The sequence below is a fragment of the Salmonella sp. WC3 genome (assembly GCF_042932255.1).
Lineage (GTDB): Bacteria > Pseudomonadota > Gammaproteobacteria > Enterobacterales > Enterobacteriaceae > Salmonella > Salmonella enterica.
In genome coordinates, this window is sequence record NZ_CP170629.1 from 1,833,127 (window position 1) to 1,849,026 (window position 15,900).

Genomic DNA, 15,900 nt, shown 5'->3' on the forward strand with positions numbered 1-15,900 from the left:
CCAATGAAAGCTTTAGTTTGTGTAAAACAAGTTGTCGATCATAACGTTAGAATTAGAATAAAGCAAGATCATTCTGATGTTGATATTTCTGATTCAAAACTCAGTATCAATCCATTTGATGAAATTGCAGTTGAAGAAGCAGTACGTTTAAAAGAACGGGGATTAATCAGTGAGGTTGTTGTAGTGTCTATAGGAAACACAGGTGTAGGGGATGTATTGCGTACAGCACTGGCAGCAGGGGCAGACAGGGCAATACACATATTAACAAAAAACTCTCTTACACCACTAATTGTGGCCAAAACTATCACCGCTATTACCCGGAATGAAAAACCCGATATTATATTATTAGGCAAGCAAGCTATTGACGATGATTGTAATCAGGTAGGCCAAATGCTGGCAGCATTACTCGATCTTCCCCAAGCCACTAATGTTAGTGAAATTACTATTTCTGATAATTCATTAACTGCTGTTCGTGAGGTTGATGGAGGATTAGAAACGTTAAATTTATCCCTGCCTGCAGTACTCACTACAGATCTACGTCTGAATACACCGAGGAATATCAGCTTGCCGAATGTTATTAAAGCCAAAAAGAAACCTGTTAAGGAGATAGATTTCGATTCACTTGGTATTAACCCGTCATCCAGATTGACTATTATTAAAGTTGATGAGCCAGCAAGAAGGAAAGCAGGCATAATCGTTCCAGATATTAACACGCTGCTAGATAAATTAAAAAACGAAGAAAAAGTAATTTAAGGAGGAAAATATGGCTTCTTTAGTTATTGCTGAACATAACGGCAATACTCTTTTACCTTCAACACTCAGTACTATCACTGCGGCAAAAGCCATTAATAGTGATATAGATATACTTATGTTAGGATATGGTATAGAAAGTATTGCAGTTAAAGCCAGTCATATTCAGGGGATATCCACTGTATTTGTTGCTGACAGCCCACTATTCGAACACCTTCTGGCAGAGAATGTGGAAAAACAGATCAGCTATTTTTTGAATAGTGGGAAAAATCATTATCAGTCCATTCTTTTTCCTGCAAGCTCTTTTGGAAAAAACTGTGCGCCACGCTTAGCAGCAAAACTTGATGTATCTCAGATTAGTGATATTACGCGTGTCATTGATCAACATACCTTTGAACGTCCAATCTATGCGGGTAACGCTATTGCCACAGTACACAGTGATGATGAATATAAAGTGATAACTGTTCGTCCTACCTCATTTGCGGCTGCGGTTGCGGAAGATGAGGGAAAAGCCCCCATTGAATTTACAGAGGTTGTTCTTGGTTCAGATCAGGTAAAATTTATTAGCCAACATGTTAATAAAAGTAACCGTCCAGACTTACAATCCGCCAGAGTTGTAGTATCAGGTGGACGAGGAGTAGGAAGTGCACAGGCATTCAAAGAACTTGTTGATAACCTGGCAGATAAATTAGGCGCTGCCGTGGGGGCAAGCCGGGCTGCTGTAGATGCTGGTTATGCACCAAATGATTATCAGATTGGCCAGACCGGAAAAATCGTTGCGCCTCAACTTTATATTGCTCTGGGAATTTCTGGCGCCATACAACATCTTGCCGGGATGAAAGAGTCAGGCGTCATTGTCGCTATTAATAAGGATCCTGACGCTCCTATCTTTTCTATTGCGGATTATGGTTTGGTAGCTGATATTTTCAAAGCTGTACCTGAACTTATCGATAAATTATAAATCATATTTTTTCCTCCTTAAAGGTAACTTTTATGCAATATACTGATATTCAAATTTGGCAGCCTGGCATTCTGCGCAACACCGATTATCTTAACCCCGGTCCCGCTAAGCTGCTGGCCGCCACTCTGGATAAAGACATCAAAATCTTTAAAGAGGGGGGCGTTCTGCCAGAATTATGGCACTGGCTCTATTTTCTTCCTGTCGACCGCCAGTCAGATCTATCTGCTGATGGTCATCCGATAAAAGGTCATTTTCTACCCCCTGTTGGCGCTGGTTTATTGAGGAAAAAATTATGAAAAGTATTGAAAAGGATAAATATCAGGATATTCGTGATGCGGTTCGTTCATTATGTAGTGAATTTGATGATAAATATCACCGTAAGATAGATGAAGCAAAAGCCTATCCTGAAGAGTTTGTTAATAAACTAACCAAAGCTGGTTGGCTGGCTGCGCTCATCCCGGAGGAATTTGGAGGGTCAGGGCTTGGTTTAACTGAAGCATCTATTATCATGGAAGAGATCAATAGATCGGGTGGAAACTCTGGAGCCTGCCATGGTCAGATGTATAACATGAATACGTTGTTACGTCATGGATCCGATAAACAGAAAGAATTCTGGCTGCCACGGATAGCTACTGGTGAATGGCGCCTGCAGTCGATGGGCGTCACAGAACCCACAGCAGGTACAGATACCACCAGAATTAAAACTACAGCTGTAAAAAGAGAAGACCGGTATGTGATAAACGGACAAAAAGTCTGGATTTCACGTGTTCAACATTCAGACTGGATGATTCTTCTGGTTCGAACTACTCCGCTTGCAAATGTAAAACGTAAATCCGAAGGGATGTCTATTTTCATGGTTGATATTAAAGAAGCTATGAAAAATGGAATGACAGTACGACCTATTCCCAATATGGTCAATCATGAAACCAACGAGCTCTTTTTTGACAACCTGGAAATTCCCGAAGAAAATCTTATTGGTGAAGAGGGTATGGGTTTTCATTACATACTTGATGGTTTAAATGCAGAGCGTACCTTGATTGCGGCAGAATGTATAGGCGATGGATATTGGTTTATGGATCGTGTTACCCGCTATACCTGCGAGCGTGAGGTTTTTGGTCGTCCCATTGGTCAGAACCAGGGGGTGCAGTTTCCTATTGCAGAAGCATTTATTGCAGTGGAAGCGGCTAATCTGATGCGTTTTAAAGCGTGCGAGCTTTTTGATCAGCATCTTGATTGTGGAGCACAGGCTAATATGGCGAAATACCTTGCTGCGAAAGCCAGCTGGGAAGCAGCCAATGCCTGCCTGCAATTTCATGGTGGATATGGTTTTGCCTGTGAGTATGATATCGAACGAAAGTTTAGAGAAACACGTTTATATCAGGTTGCTCCCATATCTACCAACCTGATCCTGAGCTATATCGCTGAGCATGTGCTGGAGATGCCACGTTCATTCTGATGTCAAATCAATTGGAAAAATATTATGAAACAGTTACCTCTGTCCGGAGTCATTATAGTCTCGATTGAACATGTCATTGCCGCTCCCTTCTGTACCCGACAGTTGGCTGATTATTTCTCGCGGGTAACTATAATAGAATGCCAAGAAAATAGGGACTTTTCCTGCAATTATGATGAACGGCTTAAAAATGATTTGTGTATATTCTTTTTCATCTGAGGGAGAAAGATAAATATAAATGTTATGGAATGCTTCATCATCACCGACATTTTTTTATAGTTGATAACTGGCTATATAGTCTTATAGGCACCTTTTTCTAAGGTTGAACATTCCTATACCATTTCATCTGTTTTATCACTATGATATTTATTTCATTGGTTACAATATGAATGCAATTTTATTTACATAATATAGCTGTTCCTACGGTGCTGAAAAATTAAGGGGTTAATAATGAACGATACACTTTCTAATACCCAGCAATCACGTGAGACAATAGAATGTGATGTTCTTATTGTGGGAGCAGGACCCGCCGGATTATCTGCAGCTCTTAAACTTAAATTACAGGCAAATGACGCAGGAAAAGAACTGTCCATTATCGTCCTTGATAAAGGAGCTGAGCCTGGTTCTCATATTCTCAGTGGGGCAGTCATGGATCCCCGAGCGCTGAATGAACTAATTCCTGATTGGCAGGAAAGAGGCGCACCCATTAAACAGCCTGTTACTCAGGATAAATTACTGTTACTGACGAATGAAAAATGTATTAATTTGCCGGATGCATTGATTCCTGATAATTTTCGCAACCATGGAAACTTTATCGTAAGCCTCGGTAATCTCATTAAATGGCTCGCCGGTCAGGCAGAAACGTCAGGCGTGGATATTTATGCAGGCTTTTCGGCAACTGAGATACTGTATGATCAGGATACTAACATTATCGGTGTAGTAACTGGTGATATGGGACGTCATCGGGATGGCAGCAAGAAAGAGGGGTTCCAGAGTGGAATAGAAATTCTGGCAAAATATACAATTTTTGCCGAAGGGGCCCGCGGTAGTCTGGCTAAAGAACTGATCAAAAAATTTCATCTTGATACAGGCAAAGCACCCCAGAGTTTTAGCATAGGCATAAAAGAGTTGTGGGAGGTTCCATCAGACCAGTCCCATCCGGGGCTTGTAATTCACACCACAGGTTGGCCTCTGGATAAAGAGTCGTTCGGGGGTGGGTTTCTCTATCATCTTAATGATAATAAAATTGCACTAGGTTTGGTTGTGGGACTTGATTATTCAAATCCCTGGTTAAGCCCTTTTCAGGAAATGCAGCGCCTGAAAACACACCCTTCTATACGCAAATACATTGACCGGGGTAAGCGTATTGGTTATGGCGCAAGAGCAATCAATAACGGCGGGATTGCGTCTATGCCTGATCCCTGTTTACCTGGTGGTCTGCTGATTGGTTGTAATGCCGGTACGCTCAATGCAAGTAGAATCAAGGGCATCCATACAGCTATCAAAAGTGGCATGATAGCGGCTGACGCTATATTTAATGCTTTGCTGGACAACAGGAAAAACGACATACTGACAGAATATCAAACATTACTGCGACAGAGCTGGCTTTGGCAGGAACTGGAAAATGGTAGTAATTTCAAACCCTGGTTTAAAAAAGGGCGTGTGATAGGTTTTATCATGACTGGCATTGAGCATTGGCTGCTTCCCCGAATGGGTATAAAAAAAATCCCCTGGCGTGTAAAAAATAACCGACCGGACAATATCACTCTGCAACCGGCCAACAAAAGCCAGAAAAAACTGTACGACAAACCTGACGGTAAACTGACGTTTGATATTTTGTCATCCGTCTATCTCAGTAACACCTGGCATGATGACGACCAGCCAGTACATTTGAAAATCAGTGATCAGAATATCCCTATATCAATTAATCTGGATATTTATGGTGGCCCCGAAGAACGATATTGCCCTGCCGGAGTATATGAATTTTTACAGGATAGTGAAACACAAAATATGCGTCTGCAAATAAATTCACAGAACTGTATTCACTGTAAAGTTTGTGACATTAAAGATCCTAAACAAAATATAACCTGGACTACGCCTGAAGGTGGCAACGGACCAAATTATACAGGGATGTAACGCTATCACTCATTCTGAGCTGTGAGCATAGTAACCAGTTTTTGTGTGAAGCCGGGTAATTTGTCAAAGCTTCTGGCGCAGATTTGTAATTTTCTTAATGACCAAAATTCATCAAGATCAATAATCGAAAATTCATGCAACTGACGCAAACGGGATGCAGCAGAGTGAGGCATTATACCAATGCCCACTTTTGCTTCAACCATACGGCAAAATGTTTCAAAGTTGCCGACCTGTATTCTAATTTTCAGTTTAGATGGTACTAGTTCTGCCTTTTTTCGGATAAATTCAAACATTCCTGTCCCTTCAGGCAGGCTGATTTGTTCATATTGAATTAATTCATGAAAGGTCACGCTTTTTCTGTCAGCAAAGGGATGGTCTGTCGCGGTGATAAGCACTAGCCTATCAGTACGGAACGGCAGTATTTCAAGATTATCTGTTGTAATATTACCAGCAACAATTCCGAGATCAGTTTTCCCCTCAATAACAGAACGTACAATTTCCGGACTTGGATACTCCCTGAGATCAATATTCACATCGTTATATAGTGTAAGGAAATGGCTCAACAATGGGGGGAGATACTCTGCAATAGCAGTTATACTGGAAAATATTCTGACATGTCCTTTGATGCCTTTAACATGCTCCTGCATATCGCTACGTAACATTTCCATTTGATTCACAATAAGGCTGGCGTGGTGTTTAAATGTTTCACCAGCAGAGGATAACGTTATCCCCTTGCTACTACGATACAGCAATCTCAGATTGATACTCTGTTCAAGATTACGTATACGCACGCTACCAGATGCGGCAGACATGTAAGTTTTTTCCGCTCCACGTGTTAAGCTCCCTTCTTCACTGATAGCAAGGAATAATTTTAAATCTTTTATATCAAAGTGCATCGTTGTGGCTCATAATTAACGTATAATACAGTGTGCTGCTTTTTTATAGACTCAGTCAGACTGAGTATTTCGGCCTATCCGAATTCCTGTCACGTCGAGATAACTACAAAATGTAGGCTGACGGTGTCACCGCCCTACCATGATCCGGGGCGGATCTGGTAGGACGCTGGTGACCGCTGACAGGGGGTCAGGTCAGACATATTGTCGGAACCGTTGTAACGTAGATGCTAATACCTGCTCCCCGTGGTCATCAGGTTAACCCGTTTACAGCGGTTTTTTCAGCCCCGGCAGATTTATCATAAACTGATCACCGTAAATATGTGGAATCAGCCAAGTAAAGAACAGATTGGCAAACGCCACCACAAACAATGATACGCCTCCATAGGTCAATAAAGCGCATACAAGAATAATCATCGGCATGGCTTTGTTCTGGCCCACCATACAGGTCACAGCACTGACAATTGAGTAGTAAAAACCAGCAAATTCAATCAGCTTGCCAAATACTGCACCCAGCAGAAAGACAGGAAAATAAAGTTTTACAAAACCGATCAACTTATCCATAAATATATCACTGAAAACCGGGGCGACCGTCACTGGACGGGTGAACAGAACTGCGCCAAGTGCTACCAGCGGAGCAAAAAGGATCACACTGTAACCACGATAAGCGACCAGCATCAGTAATGAATACATTCATTGTCTTATCTCGCTAGCATGACTACCCATTTTATCCATGTTATGCAACAGCTTGTGTCATATTTTTCTGATCTCCATTTTAGATCAGACAGGCTATTACTCAGGGATTCCGGCGCGAAGAATGGAACATACTCTAAAAAGTACTCGGCGGATTCAAGTCGGTATCACTCCGTTAATAATCTTTATTCTCGACCCGCTGCATGTTGATTTTACGGTTAAACGCCGTTCTCTTATTCATCGCAGGAGTAAACCATCATGACATGCAGTGAAATCCCCAGAAAACGATCATGTATTCAATCGTTGATTATCGTTTCGAATACCGACTTTTATCGCAGGATTTATGATGGCTAAAGTCGATGTGAAATGCCCGTTTTGCGCGCAAACGGCATCCGTTAAAAAGTATGGTCCGGGGAGTGCAGGGCACCAGCATTACCGCTGTCAGGCATGTTGCCACAGCTTTCAGGTCGACTATGAATACCGCGCCTGTCAGCCCGGCATGAAAGGGCAGGTTGTTGATCTTGCCATGTACAATGCCGGTATTCGTAATCCGCAGGGGCTGGCCATCAATCCCTGGAGCGGCGCGCTATGGCTGCATGAACACGGTCCGCGCGGCGGCGATGAAATTAACATCCCGGAAAAAGGCAAAAATTATGGCTGGCCGCTGGCTACATGGGGCGTTAACTATAGCGGTCTGAAAGTGTCGGAAGCCAAAGGTAAAATTGTCGCGGGGGCGGAGCAGCCGGTTTATTACTGGAAAGATTCTCCGGCAATTAGCGGGATGGCCTTTATATCAGCGACGTTTTTGTGCCGTGACGGCATAAACTGTTTATCGGCGCGCTAAAAGATAAAGAGGTTATTGTGATGCGCGTCAATGGCAATACGGTGACGGAAGAAGACTGTATTTTGAGTGACAGAAAGCAACGTATCTACGATGTGCGTGTCGGACCTGACGGCTACTTATATGTGTTAACCGATGAGTCCGACGGGCAGTTACTCAAGGTAAGTCCTTCACTTGAGGCCGCGGCTACGCGTTAGGTGACTGGGATCATCACCACTTTGCGAAAAGCAGGGCGCTCGGTAAGCTGTTGATACCAGCGTTCCAGATTCGGGCGCGGCGTCCATTTCAGACCCACGTTCAACAGGTTATAGACGAAAGGCGCAATGGCGATATCGCCGGTGCCGAAGTTGTCTCCGGAGAACCACGGCTGGTGGGCCAGAGCGTCATCAAGCAGCGCAAACAGGCTATCACACTTTTCGATACCAGCTTCAATTGCCGCCTGGTCGCGTTTTTCCGGCGGGGTTCTGACCAGTCCCATCAGGATCACGCGGTGCGCCGGGCTTAACGTTTGATTCGCCCAGTCCATCCATTTTTCGCCCTCCGCACGCCGCGCCGGATTATCAACCCATAGCCGGTTCTGGCCGTATTGCGCCGCCAGATAGCGGACAATGGCATTGGATTCCCACAATAACAGGTCGGTTTCATCATCTTTAAGCAGCGGCACCAGCCCATTAGGATTCATCGCCAGATAGTCGGCATCCTGGTTAACGCCGAATTTTCCGCCTGCCAGAATTTGATCGTATGGCAGTTCCAGCTCTTCAAGCGTCCACAACACTTTTTTAACATTAGTCGAGTTGTTCCGGCCCCACAGCGTAATCATATTAACCCCTTCCGTTTTATCAGGATGATGACAGTAATCGGCCTACCGTGAGATAAACCTAACATTTACACAATGGTCTGTAAAAAAATCGTTATGAAGGAAGCGTAACGGGATGTTATTGCATAAACTTTAAAAACTTTACCAAGTTACGGTTTCTTTAACGTCGTGAGTGCGTTATTACTCACCGCACTTATTACACGGTGGTGTGACGTGTGTTTTTGGAATGGATACTCGGGTGGTACTATGACGCAATACGCTTCTTCCCTTCGTAGCCTCGCGGCAGGTTCGGTTCTCTTATTCCTTTTCGCTTCGCCTGTAAAGGCAGAGGAACAAACGATCGCGCCGCCGGGCGTTGATGCGCGAGCCTGGATCTTAATGGATTACGCCAGCGGTAAAGTACTGGCGGAAGGCAACGCCGATGAGAAACTCGACCCTGCCAGTTTGACAAAAATTATGACCAGCTACGTGGTGGGCCAGGCGCTGAAGGCAGGGAAAATCAAGCTGACCGATATGGTGACGGTGGGCAAAGATGCCTGGGCGACGGGGAACCCGGCGCTACGTGGGTCGTCGGTGATGTTTCTGAAGCCCGGCGATCAGGTGTCGGTTGCGGATCTTAATAAAGGCATCATCATTCAGTCAGGTAACGATGCCTGTATCGCGCTTGCCGACTACGTCGCCGGAAGCCAGGAGTCCTTTATCGGTCTGATGAACGCCTATGCGAAACGACTGGGGTTAACCAATACAACCTTCCAGACGGTACACGGTCTTGATGCGCCAGGGCAGTTCAGTACCGCTCGCGATATGGCGTTGCTCGGCAAGGCCTTGATTCACGATGTGCCTTACGAATACGCCATTCATAAAGAAAAAGAATTTACTTTTAATAATATTCGTCAACCGAACCGCAACCGCCTGTTGTGGAGCACCAATCTGCATGTCGACGGCATGAAAACGGGGACAACGGCTGGCGCTGGGTATAACCTTGTCGCCTCCGCCACTCAGGGCGATATGCGCCTGATCTCTGTCGTGCTGGGGGCGAAAACGGACCGTATTCGTTTTAATGAGTCAGAAAAACTGCTGACCTGGGGTTTCCGCTTCTTTGAAACGGTCACGCCGATTAAACCTGACGCGACATTCGTGACGCATCGGGTCTGGTTTGGCGATAAGCGTGAGGTCAATTTGGGGGCGGGCGATGCGGGGTCTGTGACGATTCCGCGTGGGCAGCTTAAAAACCTGAAGGCCAGCTTTACGTTGAACGAACCACAGCTCACGGCGCCGTTGAAGAAAGGGCAGGTTGTCGGCACCATCGATTTCCAGCTTAACGGAAAATCCATTGAGCAACGCCCGTTAATGGTGATGGAAAACGTCGAGGAGGGGGGATTTTTCAGCCGGATGTGGGATTTTGTGCTGATGAAACTCCATCAGTGGTTTGGCAGTTGGTTCTCGTAAAATAACTCCGTTGCCGGGTGCGCGTCGCATCCGGCAAACCTGCGGTTAATACATCAGAGTAATTTGTTGCGCTTTAGCGTAGGCCACAAAGGCCTCATCGGGACGGCGGTCGCTGATAATCGTATCAAAGCGTGATAATTCCCCCATCCGCGCCGGACGTACCTTGCCGAATTTACTGTGATCCACCACCAGTACATGGCTCTGTGCCATTGTCATTGCCCAATGTTTTACCGGCAGCTCTTCCAGATTAAAGCAGGTAGCGCCTTTACTGGTATGAACGCCGGCGGCGGAATAAAACGCGATATCCGGACAAATATTGTTTAACGTTTCATGGAAATCAAGCGGTTTGAAAATGGCGTTGCTGGCGTGAAACTCCCCGCCGCTGAGGATAGCGCGGCAATGGGGTTTGTCCTGCAGCGCCAGAAAGGTATTAAGTGAATAGCACACCGCCGTAAAGGGAAGGTCATTATCAATGGCTTCAATGATCCACGGCGTGGTGGTGCCGCAGTCAATAAATACCGTCTGATGCGCTTGTACCAGGCCCGCAGCCAACTGAGCGGCTCGGCGTTTTTCTTCCACCAGACGAGATTTTTGATCGCTTAACAGATAATGACTGGCGCTGCGGGGCTCCAGTACGATATAGCCGCCCAGCAACACGACAGGCGCGCTTTTATGGTTCAGGTCGCGACGAATGGTCATTTCAGAGACGCCCAACAGGGTCGCGGCTTCTTTAAGGTGAAGTTTATCGCTGCGTTTTAAGGCCTGCAGCAATTGACCAATACGCTCGTCGCGTCGCGTTTCCATAGTTCCCCTGGAGAGTTAAATAAGCGCTCCGCACCATACAGAGCGCTTAATATTACTCTTTTTTTCGCTGTTTAGTCACGTACCCAGCCTTTTCGAATGGGCAATGCGAAACAGAAACGGTAACAACGTTGCAGCGCCTGGTAGAGCGGCGCGCCGTACCATTGCCAGATCAGCTGTGCGCTCAGGCAGCCAAGCATCGCTACCAGCAGCGCGCCAATCATATCTAACGGCCAGTGTACGCCGAGATAGACGCGCGACCAGGCGATGGTAATGGCTATCGCCATCATCACGATGCCTGACCAGAGGCGGTGCCAGAACAAAAACGCCAGCGCAAAGGTAAAAATCACCGTACCGTGATCGCTGGGGAACGAGTCATCGGCGGCATGATGCAGGAAGTTATAGCCGATATGATCGACAAAGGGACGGTCGTGCGGGAAAAGGTGTCCCATTGTCCAGGAGACCGCCAGACTGATAATCAGCGCGATGCCGATTTTAACGATCAGCTGGCGCTGGGCGCAGACCCGATCGCGGGGCCCCCACAGCCAGAGTACAACGGCTAAGAGCGGGACGATGTTGATGACATCTTTGGCGATAAAGATAGCGAGCGAAATCGTCCACTGCGCGGAATCAGGCGTGGCGTTAATAAAATAAAACAGCGAGTTGTTAAGGTTTTCCAGCATAACATCCAGGCTCGGAGCAATAAAATCAAAAGGGATAGCCAGCTCATCCCCGTGCAAACTGAGCATAAATGCAGCGTAACAGAGAGGAAAAGCAGTATTGTCTTATTTGGCGGCAACATGAAGAGATTTAAGACAATGGCATAAAATAAAGTTGATGATAACGGCGCAAACTTAAATTAACCTTAAAGTATGCAAGCGCTAAGTGGCTTTCTGTAAAAATGTGCGCTATTCCCCTTGCAGCCTCATAATTCGCTATCTCAGTTCCCCGACTTTCATTACACTCTGCGCGGTTTTTATTGGCGAAGAGATGGTATGCAGAATCGTTTACAATCAGGCGGCAGGCTGGGACGTCAGGCGCTGCTTTTTCCTCTCTGTCTGGTGCTGTACGAATTTTCTACTTATATTGGCAACGACATGATCCAGCCGGGTATGCTGGCGGTGGTTGAGCAGTATCAGGCGGGCCTGGACTGGGTTCCGACGTCCATGACCGCTTATCTGGCGGGCGGTATGTTCTTACAGTGGCTGCTTGGCCCGTTGTCTGACCGGATTGGCCGTCGTCCCGTGATGCTGGCGGGCGTCGTGTGGTTTATTGTCACCTGCCTGGCGACGTTACTGGCGAAAAACATCGAACAATTTACCTTCCTGCGTTTTTTGCAAGGGATTAGCCTGTGTTTTATCGGCGCTGTAGGGTATGCCGCGATTCAGGAATCCTTTGAGGAGGCGGTGTGTATAAAAATTACCGCGCTGATGGCGAACGTGGCGTTAATCGCGCCGCTACTGGGACCACTGGTTGGGGCGGCATGGGTGCATGTTCTGCCGTGGGAGGGGATGTTTATTTTATTTGCCGCACTGGCCGCTATCGCCTTTTTCGGGCTACAGCGCGCAATGCCGGAGACCGCCACGCGGCGGGGCGAAACGCTGTCATTTAAGGCGCTGGGCCGGGATTATCGACTGGTGATAAAAAACCGGCGGTTCGTCGCAGGGGCGTTAGCGCTGGGATTTGTCAGCCTGCCGCTGTTGGCCTGGATTGCGCAGTCGCCGATTATCATCATTAGCGGCGAACAGCTCAGCAGCTATGAATATGGTCTGCTGCAGGTGCCCGTTTTTGGCGCGCTCATCGCCGGTAATCTGGTGTTGGCGCGTTTAACCTCCCGACGTACGGTTCGCTCGCTGATCGTGATGGGCGGCTGGCCTATCGTCGCGGGGCTGATCATCGCCGCGGCGGCGACGGTGGTTTCATCCCATGCTTATTTATGGATGACGGCGGGATTAAGCGTATACGCTTTTGGCATTGGGCTGGCGAATGCCGGACTGGTGCGTCTGACGCTCTTCTCCAGCGATATGAGTAAAGGAACGGTCTCGGCGGCGATGGGAATGCTACAAATGCTGATTTTTACCGTTGGCATTGAAGTCAGTAAACACGCCTGGTTAAGCGGCGGCAATGGGCTATTTAGCCTGTTTAATCTGGCAAACGGTATTCTTTGGCTACTGCTGATGCTGGTCTTCTTAAAAGATAAGCGGACGGGGAATTTGCAAACAGTCTGAGAGAGCGGCTACGCCTGATAAGCTTTCTGTTATCAGGCGTAGAGAGGCATCCGCTAGACGTTGAACGGCGGCTCGTTGTTTAATACGCTGTCGATGATATCCAGCACGCCTTCCTGATTGTTCGATCCGGCGCGGTATTTCGCCGCCGCCGCGACCGCTTCGCTGGCGTGCGACATGGCAAAACTAAACCCGGCCTGACGCAGCATCTCAATATCGTTGCCGCCGTCGCCGAATACCACCACTTCACTATCATGAATGCCCCAGCGCTGCTGTAACAGACGCAGGCCGTTGGCTTTATGCACGCCGGGAATTATTAAATCAATACTGCCATAGCCGGTATGAACGGGGACCATGATATCGCCAATGGCGTCGTGCAGCGCCGCCTGTACTTCCGGTATCCGTTCATCGGTAATATTAAGGCCGAATTTGAAAAAAACATCGCTGATATTGTTGAAATTATCCACAAACTCCAGACGATGATAATACATTGCCGCAACGGCTTTTAACGCATCGTCGTACCGTTTCAGCGTGTAGGCGCTGTTTTTTCCACAGGCGATGATCTCCACATCGGCGCGTGTGAGCAGGTGTTCGACAACCGCCTGGAAGTCGGCTTTTGCCAGCTCGCCGTTAAAAACATCCTCTCCTTCGCTGACCACCCAGCCACCGTTTTCCGCGACAAAAGCGATTTCGTGCGCAATTTCCGGAAAGAAGGAGATTAACTGGTAATACTGGTTGCCACTGGCCACGACAAAGCGAATGCCTTGCCGCTTCATTTGTTGGTACTGCGCCATAAACCGGTCACGGTTATAGGTTTTTTGATCGCTCAGAAAAGTGCCGTCCATGTCGACGGCGATTAATTTAATACTCATGCGTTATGCTCCATCACCGGTTGCGGAGTCGATACAGGTTTGGCGACGGCCTTCGCCACCAGCGCCGCCAGAATAACCAGCGCCAGCACAACCATCATGGCGCTGCGTAATCCATAATGCTCTCCCAGATAGCCCAACAGCGGCGGCCCGACCAAAAACGCCAGATAGCCGGTCGTGGCGACAACGCTCACGCGCGTCGGCGCGTCGGGACCGGTATCGCTGGCGGCGGAAATGGTCAGCGGGAAGCCGAGCGAAGCGCCTAAGCCCCAAAGAATGACCGAGACGCCGGCGACCCAGTCGCTATCGACAAAAATAATCAGGCCAATGCCCAGCGCTCCCATCAACGCGCTGGCGCGAACAACCGTCACCCGGCTATAGCGGTCAATAAACCAGCCGCCGGTAAAGCGGCCAACGGTCATACCAAGCGTGAAACCGGCGTAGATCAGAGAGCCGGAGGTTGGGCTAAAACCGTGTCCGTCTACCATCAGTAGCGGTAGCCAGTCATTCGCAGATCCTTCGGCGAATGCCATTGCCAGCACCACCACGCCAATAAGCAAAAGCTGGATGTCCCGATAAAAAGGTAATCCTTTTTCCTGAAGGTGAGAATCTTCCGATGCGTTTTTACCCGTACCGTCAGGGATCGCCCGAATGGCGATGAAAATGGGCGCGATCGCCACGGCAGCCGCGAGGATGATATGGATGTTAGCCGGGACGCTTAATGCGGTTAACGCCATGCCGACACCAGCGCCCGCCAGCGTGCCGAAACTGTAAAAACCATGCATCATCGGCAGAACTGTTTTATTCAGCTCGCGTTCGACTGCCGCGCCTTCGACATTAATCGCCACTTCGGCGGCGCCAAAACTGGCGCCGAAAACGGCTAATCCAAGGGCAAAAATCAGCGGCGAGGCGCACCACAGCGCGACGCTAAGAATAACCATCCCGCCTACTGCGCAGGTCATCGTCGTGCGAATAACCTTCCGGGTGCCAAATCGTTTCACCAGCCAGGCGGAACAAAGAATACCGCTCATTGAACCGATAGAAAGCCCGAATAAGACCGCCCCCATTTCCGCGGTAGAGACGGAAAGAATATCCCGAATAGCAGGCGTTCGGGTTGCCCAGGAGGCCATCAGCAGTCCGGGTAAAAAGAAGAACATAAACAGCGCCCAGGTACGGCGTTTTAAGGCGTTACGTGAGGAGAGGACGGTCATAGCGTCAGGCCAGAAAATAGAAGCGAGAGGTAAACATTAGCAAGCTTGTGTACATTTGTACATATCGTCGTCATACTTCGTTGTGCAGACAGTTTTTACTGTCTGTTTTTTCAGCGTAAGCGGCAGGCTACTATCGCCTGCATCCTGAATGAGATGTGGAACTCATCATGAAAGAAAATGCCATAAGACGCGCCAATGATCCTAAGCGACGGGAAAAAATAATTCAGGCCACACTGGAAGCGGTAAAGACCTATGGCGTTCATGCCGTGACGCACCGGAAAATCGCCGCTATCGCTCAGGTGCCGCTTGGCTCGATGACCTACTATTTTGCCGGTATGGATGCGTTATTGAGTGAAGCTTTTACACTTTTCACCGAGAACATGTCGCGTCAATACCAGGATTTTTTTGCGCAGGTGACGGATGCGGAGGGGGCGTGCCAGGCGATAACGGAAATGATTTACGGCTCGCAGGTTACGACGCCGGATAATATGGCGTTAATGTATCAGTTATATGCCTATGCCAGCGATAAGCCAGCGTTAAAAATAGTCATGCAAAACTGGATGCAGCGTAGCCAGAATACGCTGGCGCAGTGGTTTGACGCACAGACCGCCCGCGCGCTGGATGCGTTTATCGAGGGGATGACGCTGCATTTTGTAACGGATCGAACGCCGCTGGCGCGTGAAGCGATTTTACAGATGGTAAAGCGAATCGCCGGAGAGTCAATGTCGTGTCACTCTGCGTCAGGCAACAAAAAACCCACCAACCTTGAACCGAAATGGCGGGGTTGATGGGCTCCACAAA

At 47.8% G+C, this 15,900-nt stretch carries 15 protein-coding genes and 2 pseudogenes; 10 read left to right on the plus strand and 7 right to left on the minus strand.

Annotated features, from left to right (window positions below):
• The first annotated feature begins 3 nt into the window (after window positions 1-3).
• The 5 genes from ACFK9X_RS08655 to ACFK9X_RS08675 all read left to right on the plus strand — a co-directional run bounded on the left by ACFK9X_RS08655 (window position 4) and on the right by ACFK9X_RS08675 (window position 5,300).
• Window positions 4-753, plus strand: a complete 750-nt coding sequence (locus ACFK9X_RS08655) for an electron transfer flavoprotein subunit beta/FixA family protein (protein ID WP_001523061.1) — start codon at window positions 4-6, stop codon at window positions 751-753.
• Window positions 754-763: 10 nt separating this feature from the next.
• Entirely contained in the window at window positions 764-1,711 is a 948-nt protein-coding gene (locus ACFK9X_RS08660; protein WP_000157776.1) for an electron transfer flavoprotein subunit alpha/FixB family protein, read from the plus strand.
• A 32-nt stretch (window positions 1,712-1,743) separates the two neighbouring features.
• Entirely contained in the window at window positions 1,744-2,007 is a 264-nt protein-coding gene (locus ACFK9X_RS08665; RefSeq protein ID WP_001528824.1) for a hypothetical protein, read from the plus strand.
• On the plus strand, window positions 2,004-3,167 hold the full coding sequence (locus tag ACFK9X_RS08670) for an acyl-CoA dehydrogenase family protein (RefSeq protein ID WP_000835387.1): 1,164 nt from the start codon (window positions 2,004-2,006) through the stop codon (window positions 3,165-3,167). Before ACFK9X_RS08665 ends, ACFK9X_RS08670 begins: the two co-directional genes overlap by 4 nt.
• Before the next feature lie 447 nt (window positions 3,168-3,614).
• The gene (locus ACFK9X_RS08675) at window positions 3,615-5,300 is read left to right on the plus strand and encodes an electron transfer flavoprotein-ubiquinone oxidoreductase (protein WP_001000306.1); all 1,686 of its coding nucleotides are present in this window, start codon (window positions 3,615-3,617) and stop codon (window positions 5,298-5,300) included.
• A 5-nt stretch (window positions 5,301-5,305) separates the two neighbouring features.
• Here ACFK9X_RS08675 and ACFK9X_RS08680 read toward each other — a convergent pair whose 3' ends face one another.
• Both ACFK9X_RS08680 and ACFK9X_RS08685 read right to left on the minus strand, forming a co-directional pair.
• Window positions 5,306-6,196, minus strand: coding sequence for a LysR family transcriptional regulator (locus ACFK9X_RS08680; RefSeq protein WP_000545334.1), 891 nt, complete (start codon window positions 6,194-6,196; stop codon window positions 5,306-5,308).
• Window positions 6,197-6,460: 264 nt separating this feature from the next.
• Window positions 6,461-6,886: a GntP family permease gene (locus ACFK9X_RS08685; RefSeq protein ID WP_000287110.1), complete on the minus strand. Its 426-nt coding sequence runs from the start codon at window positions 6,884-6,886 to the stop codon at window positions 6,461-6,463.
• A gap of 346 nt (window positions 6,887-7,232) precedes the next feature.
• On the opposite strand from ACFK9X_RS08685, the pseudogene ACFK9X_RS08690 reads away from it, so the two are divergent.
• Both ACFK9X_RS08690 and ACFK9X_RS08695 read left to right on the plus strand, forming a co-directional pair.
• Window positions 7,233-7,436, plus strand: a pseudogene (locus tag ACFK9X_RS08690) (IS1 family transposase); the annotation flags it as partial.
• A pseudogene (locus ACFK9X_RS08695) lies at window positions 7,422-7,924 on the plus strand (PQQ-dependent sugar dehydrogenase); the annotation flags it as partial. The pseudogenes ACFK9X_RS08690 and ACFK9X_RS08695, both read left to right, overlap by 15 nt.
• Here ACFK9X_RS08695 and ACFK9X_RS08700 read toward each other — a convergent pair.
• On the minus strand, window positions 7,921-8,547 hold the full coding sequence (locus tag ACFK9X_RS08700; RefSeq protein ID WP_000631907.1) for a glutathione S-transferase family protein: 627 nt from the start codon (window positions 8,545-8,547) through the stop codon (window positions 7,921-7,923). The pseudogene ACFK9X_RS08695 and the gene ACFK9X_RS08700 overlap by 4 nt on opposite strands.
• Window positions 8,548-8,790: 243 nt before the next feature.
• On the opposite strand from ACFK9X_RS08700, the gene dacC reads away from it, so the two are divergent.
• On the plus strand, window positions 8,791-9,993 hold the full coding sequence (gene dacC / locus ACFK9X_RS08705) for a serine-type D-Ala-D-Ala carboxypeptidase (RefSeq protein WP_151116169.1): 1,203 nt from the start codon (window positions 8,791-8,793) through the stop codon (window positions 9,991-9,993).
• Window positions 9,994-10,038: 45 nt separating this feature from the next.
• Here the strand turns inward: dacC and deoR are convergent, their stop codons facing one another.
• Window positions 10,039-10,797, minus strand: coding sequence for a DNA-binding transcriptional repressor DeoR (gene deoR / locus ACFK9X_RS08710; RefSeq protein ID WP_000450106.1), 759 nt, complete (start codon window positions 10,795-10,797; stop codon window positions 10,039-10,041).
• A 71-nt stretch (window positions 10,798-10,868) separates the two neighbouring features.
• Window positions 10,869-11,477, minus strand: coding sequence for an undecaprenyl-diphosphate phosphatase (gene ybjG / locus ACFK9X_RS08715; protein ID WP_001531378.1), 609 nt, complete (start codon window positions 11,475-11,477; stop codon window positions 10,869-10,871).
• A gap of 312 nt (window positions 11,478-11,789) precedes the next feature.
• Here ybjG and ACFK9X_RS08720 point away from each other — a divergent pair, with 312 nt between their 5' ends.
• Window positions 11,790-13,022 carry an MFS transporter gene (locus ACFK9X_RS08720; RefSeq protein ID WP_001181284.1) on the plus strand — a complete coding sequence of 411 codons (1,233 nt, stop codon included), beginning with the start codon at window positions 11,790-11,792 and terminating at the stop codon, window positions 13,020-13,022.
• Window positions 13,023-13,075: 53 nt separating this feature from the next.
• On the opposite strand, the gene ACFK9X_RS08725 is transcribed toward ACFK9X_RS08720, so the two are convergent.
• Window positions 13,076-13,891, minus strand: a complete 816-nt coding sequence (locus ACFK9X_RS08725) for a Cof-type HAD-IIB family hydrolase (protein ID WP_000023559.1) — start codon at window positions 13,889-13,891, stop codon at window positions 13,076-13,078.
• Window positions 13,888-15,099 (minus strand): MFS transporter, encoded by a 1,212-nt coding sequence (locus tag ACFK9X_RS08730; protein ID WP_000217420.1) that lies wholly within the window; start codon window positions 15,097-15,099, stop codon window positions 13,888-13,890. Before ACFK9X_RS08730 ends, ACFK9X_RS08725 begins: the two co-directional genes overlap by 4 nt.
• 167 nt (window positions 15,100-15,266) lie before the next feature.
• On the opposite strand from ACFK9X_RS08730, the gene ACFK9X_RS08735 reads away from it, so the two are divergent.
• The gene (locus ACFK9X_RS08735) at window positions 15,267-15,887 is read left to right on the plus strand and encodes a TetR/AcrR family transcriptional regulator (RefSeq protein WP_151116174.1); all 621 of its coding nucleotides are present in this window, start codon (window positions 15,267-15,269) and stop codon (window positions 15,885-15,887) included.
• Window positions 15,888-15,900 lie beyond the last annotated feature (13 nt).